This is a genomic window from Thermostichus sp. MS-CIW-15 (assembly GCF_054060575.1).
In genome coordinates, this window is sequence record NZ_JBSSDI010000054.1 from 1 (window position 1) to 10,269 (window position 10,269).

6 protein-coding genes and 1 pseudogene are annotated in these 10,269 nt (G+C 60.3%); 2 read left to right on the forward strand and 5 right to left on the reverse strand.

The genetic code is table 11. The annotated features are described in order from the left end of the window. Positions 1–73 precede the first annotated feature (73 nt). The 4 genes from ACVW0R_RS13060 to glnA form a co-directional block, all read right to left on the reverse strand. Positions 74–2,140 carry a cation:proton antiporter domain-containing protein gene (locus tag ACVW0R_RS13060; RefSeq protein WP_099884005.1) on the reverse strand — a complete coding sequence of 689 codons (2,067 nt, stop codon included), beginning with the start codon at positions 2,138–2,140 and terminating at the stop codon, positions 74–76. Positions 2,141–2,319: 179 nt separating this feature from the next. Continuing rightward, positions 2,320–3,036, reverse strand: a complete 717-nt coding sequence (locus ACVW0R_RS13065; RefSeq protein WP_457502173.1) for an SDR family oxidoreductase — start codon at positions 3,034–3,036, stop codon at positions 2,320–2,322. 82 nt (positions 3,037–3,118) lie between these two features. After that, positions 3,119–3,847 carry a hypothetical protein gene (locus tag ACVW0R_RS13070; RefSeq protein WP_457502170.1) on the reverse strand — a complete coding sequence of 243 codons (729 nt, stop codon included), beginning with the start codon at positions 3,845–3,847 and terminating at the stop codon, positions 3,119–3,121. A gap of 95 nt (positions 3,848–3,942) precedes the next feature. Further along, positions 3,943–5,367: a type I glutamate--ammonia ligase gene (gene glnA, locus ACVW0R_RS13075; protein ID WP_457502171.1), complete on the reverse strand. Its 1,425-nt coding sequence runs from the start codon at positions 5,365–5,367 to the stop codon at positions 3,943–3,945. Positions 5,368–5,706: 339 nt separating this feature from the next. On the opposite strand from glnA, the gene trxB reads away from it, so the two are divergent. Then, complete coding sequence (gene trxB, locus ACVW0R_RS13080) at positions 5,707–7,137, forward strand: thioredoxin-disulfide reductase (RefSeq protein WP_011430211.1); 1,431 nt, start codon at positions 5,707–5,709, stop codon at positions 7,135–7,137. 66 nt (positions 7,138–7,203) lie between these two features. Here trxB and purL read toward each other — a convergent pair whose 3' ends face one another. After that, positions 7,204–9,504, reverse strand: coding sequence for a phosphoribosylformylglycinamidine synthase subunit PurL (purL, locus tag ACVW0R_RS13085; RefSeq protein ID WP_457502172.1), 2,301 nt, complete (start codon positions 9,502–9,504; stop codon positions 7,204–7,206). A 139-nt stretch (positions 9,505–9,643) separates the two neighbouring features. Here purL and ACVW0R_RS13090 point away from each other — a divergent pair. Then, positions 9,644–10,192 (forward strand): annotated as a pseudogene (locus ACVW0R_RS13090) (RNA-guided endonuclease InsQ/TnpB family protein); the annotation flags it as partial. Positions 10,193–10,269 lie beyond the last annotated feature (77 nt).

The window sequence follows — 10,269 nt, forward strand, 5'->3', positions numbered from 1 at the left end:
GTTTTACATACCTAGCCATACCAAGCAGCCATACTGAACATACTGTACATTATTTTCAGTATAGTCCAGCATATCATTGACTAGAGTCATGCTCTCCGAGCATGATCAGAGAGCAGGTGAGGCGTTCTAGGAGGCGAGTGGTCGTGTCGCTGAAGGATAGGCTCCCGCTGGGGTTGCGCCGACGAAAAGAGGGCAGCACCACCAGGTCAAATCCTTGGGCCTCCTGCAAGAGGGTTTTGACGACCTCGTCACTGGCCAAGACCTTGACCTGGACGGGGTAGCCCAAGTCTGGCTGTTGGGCTAGGGATAAAAGCTGCGCCTCCAGCCACTGGCGATCGCTTTCGGGGGTGCTGGCGAAGCAGATGTGAAGCAAGGTAACTTCTCCCTGGCTGGCGGCGGCCAAGATCTGGGCTAGGCGCACCGCCCGAGCCGTCTGCGAGCGAAAGTTTTCCAGCACCACCAGGATCCGCCGCAGCTTGTGGGGGGGATGGAGCAGGCGTGCTACGGCAACTGGGCAATGGGCAGCCCAGAGGACGCTGTTGATGACGCTGCCAAAGAGGCGGGCCTGTAAGCGGGTGGGATCGCTCCAGCCCATGACGATGAGGCTGGCGTTCTGCTCACGGCTGGCGTGGCTGATCCCCTGGGCCACGTGGCTGTCGATGCGGCAGAGAGGGGTGACCTCCACCCCAAAGGGCCGACAAAACTCCGTCGCCCGCTTGAGGAGGTGGTCTCCGTGCTCCAGGGAAGTTTGCAGCAAGGGAGAGTCCATGTGCAGGTGGCCGGTCGCCACCGAGAGGGGAACCACCCGCCCGCCCTCCTGCTTGGCCAGGAGGCAGGCCATCTCCAGCAGGTTTTCCTCGGTTTCGGGATTGGCCAGCGGCACCACGACCACGTAGGGCTGGGGAGGCGGCGCTGCGGAGGCGGGAGCGACTCCTGGTGGAGATGGGAACCGACTCTGTTCCTCCTCCATAGCCATTTGCGTGGCCGCCCGACTGGTCAAAATTGGGCCCAGGGTGGCCGTTACCAACATCAACACCACCACGCTGTTGAGCACGTCTGCATTGAGCAACCCCACGCGGTACCCCACCAGGGTTGCCGCCAAGGTAGCCGCCACCTGGGGCAAGGAGAGCGACCACATCATCAGCTTTTGGGTCGGGGTGTAGCGGTAGAGCCACTGACAGAGTTGGGCAGCAGCGTACTTGCTGAGGCCCAGCCCCAGCAGGATACTCAACAGCAGCCAAAGGGAGCTAAGGGTCTGCAAAAAAGCGCGTAGATCAAGCAACAGCCCTATATCCACAAAGAAGACGGGGATGAACAAGATGCTGCCGACAAAGACGATCTTTTCTTTGACAGAGCCCTCCCGCAGCACATCGTTCACGGCCAGCCCCGCCAGAAAGGCGCCGATGATCTTCTCTACCCCAATCCACTGCGCCCCCAGAGCCGCCACAAACAGAGCCAGCAGCACAAACAAAAATTGGTTGCCCTCTTCGCTGCCGGTGACCCGAAAAAACCGCTGCCCCAGCCAGTCCACCCCAAACAGCACAGCAGCCGCATACAGCAGCAGGGATCCCAGCAGCCGCACCAAGCTCCAGAGGGAAAACTCGCCGCCGTGGATGCCGACACAGACCGCCAAGACCAGCAGCGCGGCAATGTCGGTGAAGATGGTGCCGCCGATGGTGACCAGCACCGCCTCGTTTTTCACCAGACCGTAGCGGCTGACGATGGGGTAGCCCAGGGGGGTGTGGGAGGCAAACAGGGATCCCAGCAGGATGGCCGCGTTCCAGCCAAAGCCAAACAGCCGCCCAATGGCGGTGCCCACGGTTAGGGGAATGGCAAAGGTCAACAAGCCAAAGGTGGCAGAGCGGTTGCGGGTCTGCCGAAATTGCTCCAGGTCGATCTCCAGCCCGGCCACAAACAGCAAATAGACCACGCCGATCTCCGAGAGCAACTGCACCGTCGGCAGCTCTGAAGTCAACAGGTTCAGTCCCTGAGGACCCAGGGCGATCCCCGCCACCAAAAGGCCCACCAACCCCGGCAGGCGCAGCCGCTCAAATAGCGGCGGCACCACCAGGATCACCCCCAGCAACAGAGCAAAGGAGAGGATGGGCTCCTCTTGCACAAGTGAGCGTATGGCCTCCATCGGCTAGGCCCCCGGCTGGACGTCTTCCTGATTATGGAGGCAATCTGCCCAAAGGGCCGCAAGGAGATCTGGCCAGCCCCAACCCACCCTCTCTTGCCTGGGGAAGTTCCCGCTGGCAATACCGACTTGTGCCAGCTCTGGATCCTGCAGCAGGGATTTCTTCCAGAACTCGGCAAGCCTTAGAGAAACTGGTGGCTTTCCGGCTGCAACACCACCTCGTTGGGCACGGCATTGGCAGGCATCGTCAGGACAAAGCGAATCGCCTCGGCAGCCGTGGCAGGGCTGAGCATTTTGTCCCGCTGCACCTTGAGGCTGATGGGATCCCAGAAGGGGGAGTCGATGCCGCCAAAGTAAAACAGAGTAAAGCGTACCCCAAAGCGCTTCAGCTCGTCAGCCATGCACTTGGTAAAACCGACCACGCCAAACTTGGCAGCACAGTAGGCAGAGGCCATGGCCATGGGGTGGCGACCCAGAATGCCGGGGAAGTTGAGAATATGGCCGGACTTCTGCTCCCGCATGGCGTTGGCCACCAGTTGGCTGGTGTAGAAGCTGCCCTTGAGGTTGACCGCCAGCATCTGCTCCAGGTCAGCGGGGGTAATTTGCGGGGCAGGTTTGAGGATGCCGGCGCCGGCGAGGTTGACTAGCACATCGATCCGCCCGTGCCTCTGCAGCGTTTGGGTCACCAGCGCCTCGACCTGGGCGTAGTCTGTTACATCTGTGGGGATCCCTACTCCAGAAGCAGCCCCGAGGGCTACTGCTTTCTCGGCCAAGGTGGCTAGGGGCCCTTCTCGCCGCGCCGCCAGCACTAGATGGGCTCCGGCCTGGGCCAAGAGAGGCACAAGGGCACTGCCAATTCCCCCTGTGGCCCCTGTCACGAGAACAACTGCCTGGGACAACGGAGACACTTCACGTTTCTTAAACTCTTTCCCCCATCATACCTGGGGATCAGCCTTGCTTGAGTGCCGAAGACGAGGGAGCCTAAACCCGACGCAACCGCAGTCGCTGCACCCATTCTTCCCCAAAGCGCAGCCAGTCTGCCATTTTTTCTGGAGTCACCGGTGGTGGGTAATCCCGCCAAATGACAAGCTGCGGCCCGAATCCCTCCGCATAACAAGGAGGATGCTGCTCCAAGAAGTTGAGGAAACTGTGGTGGAAGCGCAGGCGAATCTTAGCCTCATCTTCTCCGCGCAAAAGGTAGCGGCGAGAAAAGTCGGGATGGTTCTCGAAATTGATATCCTGCATGCCAAAAGCTTTAGCAACGTCGTGGAACAAGGGAACTTCTGGGTGCAGCCGAAAATGAGGTAGCCGTAGGTCTTCGCAATAGGCCCAGAAAACAGAAAAGTAATACTCTCTCTCTCTTCTTCTTCTTCTTCTGGAAGCCTTCCAGCTGTAGTCAAAGATGGCGATTTCGGTTCCATCGTTCAGTCGTTTGAACATCGAGTTGTAGAAACGAGCGCCGCTTCGTTGGAATAGCTCAAAGCCAGCCTGAAGCAAGCGGGAGCGGATCCCTTCGGGTAGCTCTGCTGAAAACGACATGCCCAGGCTCCTGGCCACCTGCTCCAAAGCTTCCCGACGCTTCTTCTCTAGATAGTCAGCTAGATAGACAACAAGCGCCAGAAGGCCTAAGAGAATAAGGACCCAAATAATAAGAGCTATAAGCCATCCCATCCAAACCCCCCCTGAGTCTGTAAACTTCAGCACCCCCACCCAGAGTACCAGAGCAGGCACAAAAAAGGGATCCCTCCAGCAAGAAGGGATCCCGTTCAAAAGCCTTGGCCGAGAACTAATGGTTTAGATGAGAATCAGGCGTCGAAATAGAGCGCGAACTCGTAGGGGTGAGGCCGCAGGTTGATGGGGTTGATCTCGTTGTCAATTTTGTACTCGATGTAGGCCTCGATGAGATCTTCGGTAAAGACACCTCCCTCCAACAAGAAAGCGTGATCCTTCTGCAGGTTTTCCAGAGCATCCAGCAGGGATCCGGGCGTGGAGGGGATCTTGGCCAGCTCGTCTGGCTCTAGATCGTAGATGTCTTTGTCCAGGGGCTCGCCGGGGTGGATCTTGTTCTTGATCCCGTCCAAGCCGGCCATCAACATGGCCGAGAAGGCAATGTAGGGGTTGCAGGTGGCATCGGGGCAGCGAAACTCCAGCCGCTTGGCCTTGGGATTTTTGCCCGTGACCGGAATGCGAATGGAAGCCGAGCGGTTGCCCTGCGAGTAGGCCAGGTTTACCGGCGCCTCAAACCCGGGCACCAAGCGCTTGTAGGAGTTGGTGGTGGGATTGGTGAAGGCCAGGATGGCCGGGGCGTGCTTGAGCAGGCCGCCGATGTAGTAGAGAGCCGTTTCGCTGAGATCGGCATAGTTGCCCTCTTGGTAGAACAGGGGCTGGCCGTCTTTCCAGAGGGACTGGTGCGTGTGCATGCCGCTGCCGTTGTCATTGAAGAGGGGCTTGGGCATGAACGTCACCGTCTTGCCGTGCTTGCGGGCCACGTTCCGGATCACGTACTTGTAAATCATCATGTAGTCGGCAGCCGTGATCAGATCGGCAAAGCGGTAGCCCAGCTCCCCTTGCCCGCCGGTAGCCACCTCGTGGTGGTGCTTCTCGATAGGCACCCCCAACTTGGCCATCGTCAGCAGCATCTCGGTGCGGAGGTCTTGATGAGCATCGGTAGGCGGGACGGGGAAATAGCCTTCTTTGTAGCGCGGCTTGTAACCGAGGTTGCCGCCTTTTTCCTCCCGGCCTGAGTTCCAGCGGCCCTCGATGGAATCGACGAAGTAGTAGCCGGCGTTCTGAGTTTGGTCAAACCGTACATCTTCAAAGATGAAAAACTCCGCCTCGGGCCCAAAGTAAGCCGTATCGGCAATGCCTGTCGATTGCAGGTAAGCCACAGCCCGCATGGCCAGGCTCCGAGGACAACGGCTGTAGGGCTGGCCGGTGCGGGGTTCAATGATGCTACAGATGAGGCTGAGGGTGGGCACTTGGAAAAAGGGGTCGATCCAGGCCGTTTTGGGGTCTGGCACCATGTACATGTCTGACTCGTTGATGGATTTCCAGCCTCGGATGCTGGAGCCATCAAAGGGCAGCCCTTCGCTAAAAGCTTGCTCCGTCAGCATTGAAGAGTGGAAGGAGACATGCTGCCAGGTGCCAAAGAGATCCACAAACTTGAGATCCACCATCTGGATATTGTTGTCGTGGATCATTTGGAGCACTTCTTGTGGGGTGGATGCCATGCCTTTCTCCTAACTTGACTTGGGTTGCGGTTGAAACTAAGACAGGCCGACAGCGCTCACCCATCCTAGAAAGGCCGATCTCAGCATTTTGTAGTTTCTGATACGAAATTGCCCTGGCTTTGGCCTTCTGCTCCAGAGGTTGGCCATCGCGCCTCTCAGCCAGGCGTTTCTGCCCTGTTGTCCTCCAGACAGAGACAAAACCCTGTCCCCCTAGCTAGAGGAAAGCGAAAATGGGACTAACAAGCTCCAGCCTCGCCGAGGGTACCAGCTCGTGTTAAGCTAAAACGTAGTCGTTATGAGTTTGGTTTAGTTTTCAGCAACAGCAAGGAGCGACATCGGATGACAGAGCAAAGTCGGGTTGAGAACGTGGTGATTATTGGTTCTGGCCCTGCTGGGTTTACGGCGGCCATTTATGCCGGGCGTGCCAACCTGAAGCCGGTTGTGTTTGAGGGGTTTCAGGTGGGCGGGATCCCGGGCGGGCAGTTGATGACCACCACCGAGGTGGAGAACTTTCCGGGTTTTCCCGAGGGCATCAGTGGCCCCCAACTGATGAAAAACATGCGTGCCCAGGCGCAGCGGTGGGGGGCAGAGCTTTACCCCGAGGACGTCACCTTTGTGGATCTGAGCCAGCGGCCTTTTGTGGTTCGCTCTGACGAACGGGAAGTGCGCACCCACAGCCTGATTATTGCCACCGGGGCCACGGCCAAGCGCCTGCACTTGCCCGGAGAGGAGATCTACTGGAACCGGGGCATGTCGGCCTGCGCCGTCTGCGATGGGGCCATGCCCATGTTTAGGGGGGTGGAGCTGGTGGTCATTGGCGGCGGCGATACCGCCTGTGAGGAGGCCACCTACCTGACCAAGTTTGGATCCCATATCCACATGCTGGTGCGCAGTGGCAAGATGCGGGCCAGCAAGGCCATGCAAGACCGGGTGCTCAACCACCCCAAGATTACCGTCCACTGGCACACGGAGGCGGTGGAGGTTCTGGGCGACGGCCTGCGCCTGACGGGGGTGAAGGTGCGCAACAACCAGACGGGCGAGATCCGGGAGATGGCAGTGGGCGGCCTGTTCTACGCCATCGGCCACAAGCCCAACACCGACTTGTTCAAAGGGCAACTGGAACTGGATGAAGTGGGCTACATTGTCACCCGCCCAGGATCTGTAGCCACCAGTGTAGAGGGCGTGTTTGCCGCCGGGGATGTGCAGGATCACGAGTTTCGCCAGGCCATCACCGCTGCCGGCACCGGCTGTATGGCGGCCATGCTGGCGGAGCGCTGGCTCTCCGAACACGGCCTGGCACAGGAGTATCACGTCGTCCCTCAAAGCCATCTTGAGCCCGCTTCTGCCTCTGCTGTCGAGGTAGAGCCGGAGGGAGACTCGGCTGTTGAGGAGGCCAGTTTTGAGCAGGAGGTGCAAGATGACCTCGACTTCAGCCAGACCTGCCACGAGGGGAGCTATGCCCTGCGGCGGCTCTACCACGAAAGCGATCGCCTGCTGATGGTCAAGTACACCGCCCCCACCTGTGCCCCTTGTCATGCCCTCAAGCTGATCTTGAACAAGGTCATCGAAGAGTTTGCCGACAAGCTGCATGTGGTGGAGATCGACATCGAGAAAGACCCGGAGATCGCCGAGGCAGGGGGGGTCACCTGCACGCCGACGGTGCAGTTTTTCAAAAACAAGGAGCTGGTGGCTCAGGTGGTGGGTGTCAAGCCCAAGTCCCACTACCGGGAGGTGATCCAGGCCAATTTGTCTGAGGCAAAATCAGCTTGAGGTAGTCCCCCTCACCCCCGGCCCCTCTCCCAGCCCCTCTCCCTGAGGGAGAGGGGAGCTAGGCGGCTAGTCGGCAAAGGCGCTGTAGTAGGCACCCTGCAGGGCGGCCAAAGAGACTGACAACAGGGGATCCCCTTCTGCCGTTGTCAACACCAACGGATCCGCAGGCCCGCCCACCTGTCCTAGAAGCTGCCACTGGCCGGGGAGCTGCGACTCTAAGTAGGCTTCCCAAGGAGAGCGCTGGGCCGGGTCCACAGAAACGAGGATGCGGCTGGATCCCTCGCCAAAGAGGGCCTGATCCCAGCGCAGGGATCCAGGAGCTAGGGAGACGCTGGCGCCGCGGCCCCCACTCAGGCAGGCTTCTGCCAAGGCCACCGCCAGCCCTCCCTCGCTGCAGTCGTGGGCGGAGCGCACCCACCCCTGGCGGATGCCGTGGCGGCAGGCCCCTTGCACGCGCTTTTCCAGCTCCAGATCCACGGGGGCAGGACGACCCGTGACCTTGTTGTAGATTGCCGCCAAATACTCGCTGCCGCCCAGGCTGGTGACGGCCTGGGATCCCAAGAGGTAGACGAGATCCCCTTCTTGCTGCCACCCCTGGCCACAGATGAATTTCAAGTCCGGAATGAGGCCCACCATGCCGATGACGGGGGTGGGGTAGATGGCCTGGGATCCCTTCTCGTTGTAGAGGGAGACGTTCCCCCCCGTAACCGGCGTGCCCAGGGCGCGGCAGGCCTCGGCAATCCCCCGACAGGCCAGGGCCAACTGCCAGTACACCACTGGGTTTTCCGGGCTGCCGAAGTTGAGGTTGTCGGTTATGGCTAGGGGATCCGCCCCCACGCAGGAGAGGTTGCGGGCGGCTTCGGCCACGGCGGCCTTGGCCCCCTCGTAGGGATCCAAATACACCCAGCGGCCATTGCCATCTAGGGTGGCGGCAATGGCTTTGCGGGCAGCCTGCAGAGGGGGCACCTCGCCCACGCCAAATTTTTGGGAGCGGATGCGGATAACCGCCGCATCTCCCTGTCCCGGCCAAAGGACGGTGTTGTTTTGCACCTGGTGGTCATACTGGCGGTAGATCCAGGCTTTGCTGGCCAGGGTGGGGCTTGCCAAAAGCTGTAGCAGCACCTGCTCCCACGCCAGCGTTTTCTGGGGTAGGTGGATCCCTTGCCGGTCGCAGGGGGGAAGGGTACTGGGATCCCATTGCCAGGCTGCCTGCACATACTCTGGCGGCTCTGGCAACAGGGGGCGGACGTAAACAGGAGTATCCTCCGCCAAGGCCCGCGCCGGCACCCTCACCACGCAGGATCCCTGGTGCCAGATCTCCACCAGCGGCTCGGCAATGACTTCTCCGGCCACGCTGGCCTGCAGGCCCCAGCGATGGAAGATCTCCATTACCTCCGCCTCGCGGCCTTTTTGCACCACCAGCAGCATCCGCTCCTGGGACTCCGAGAGCAAGTATTCCCAAGCCGCCATGCCGCTTTCCCGCGCCGGCACGCGGTCGAGGTCAAAGCGGATCCCCACCCCTCCTTTGGCGGCCATCTCTGCGGTGGAGCAGGTGATCCCGGCTGCCCCCATGTCCTGGGCCGCCACCACCGCTCCCGTGGCAAAGGCCTCCAGGCAGGCCTCGATGAGACATTTGCCCAGAAAGGGATCCCCCACCTGCACCGCCGGCCGATCCTGCTGCGCGTCCTCCTTGAGCTCGGCGCTGGCAAAGCTGGCCCCGCGGATCCCGTCCCGGCCGGTGGTGGCGCCGACGTACAAGATCGGGTTGCCCACTCCCCGCGCTGCCGACTTCACCACCGCCGGCGTCTCCAGCAGGCCCAGGGCCATGACGTTGACCAGGGGGTTGCCGCTGTAGCAGGGATCCACCGCCACTTCCCCCCCCACCGTGGGCACCCCCACGCAGTTGCCGTAGTGGGCGATCCCCTCCACCACCCTGGCCATGAGGCGGCGGTTGCGGGGATCCGTGAGCGGCCCAAAGCGCAAAGAGTTCAACAGCGCAAGGGGGCGGGCGCCCAGGGTAAAGATATCCCGCAGGATGCCCCCCACCCCGGTGGCCGCCCCCTGGAAGGGTTCCACGGCGGAAGGATGGTTGTGGGACTCGATCTTAAAGGCCAGCCAGTCCCCATCCCCCAGATCCACCACGCCGGCATTTTCCCCCGGCCCCACCACCACCCGCTCGCCCGTGGTGGGAAAGTGCTTTAGCAGAGGGCGGGAGTTCTTGTAGCAGCAGTGCTCCGACCACATCACCCCAAACATGGCCAGCTCGGTGGGGTTGGGATCCCGGCCCAGTTGCTGCTGGATCTGGCGGTATTCCTCTGGGGAAAGGCCGTGGGCTTTCAGGTCTGGCGGGGCAGAAGCGGAGGTCATAGCGTTCAAGGTTTACCTAATTCGCCAGGAAGGCCTGCCCTGTACCCCCCTATATCCCCCCGTACACGGGGGGACTGGGGGGCCGGTCAGGGTCGGGATGAATGGCGAAGACACTCATGAACAGATATCGTAATCTCATGTGCGAATTGCCTACCAGTACCGCTTGCGCCCTACTTCTAGCCAAGTCGCCCTAATGGGTGAGTGGCTGGAGTTGTTGCGTAAACAGTACAACTATCGCTTGGCGGAGCGCTTCCGCTGGTGGGAGCAAAATCGCTGCGGTATCCATGCTTGCTCCTTAACGGTCTGTCATCTGCCTGAGTTGAAGGAGCAGCCCGACTTGTACTCGCAGCAGCGGGACTTGCCCAATACCAAGGCTTTGTTTCCTGAATACCGAGAGATTTATTCCCAGGTGCTCCAAGACTGCATACGGCGGGTACAAAGGGCCTTTGATAGATGGATCAAAGGTGACTCCAACGGCAAGCGGGCAGGAAGGCCGAGATTTAAGGGTGTTGGGCGGTACCGCTCCTTTACCTTCCCCCAAATGAAGCAGGACTGCATTCGAGGGAAGTTTATCCATCTGCCCAAAATTGGGCCGGTTAAGCTGATCCAGCACCGTCCTTTGCCCGACGGTTTTACGATCAAGACTGCTACCGTTACCCGCAAGGTTGATGGGTGGTACAGCCTGTTAAGGGCTCAAGGGGTACAATAGCAGCACTTAGCAAACCAACTTCGGAAGGAGGATGGATTGATCAGTAGTAAAGAAGT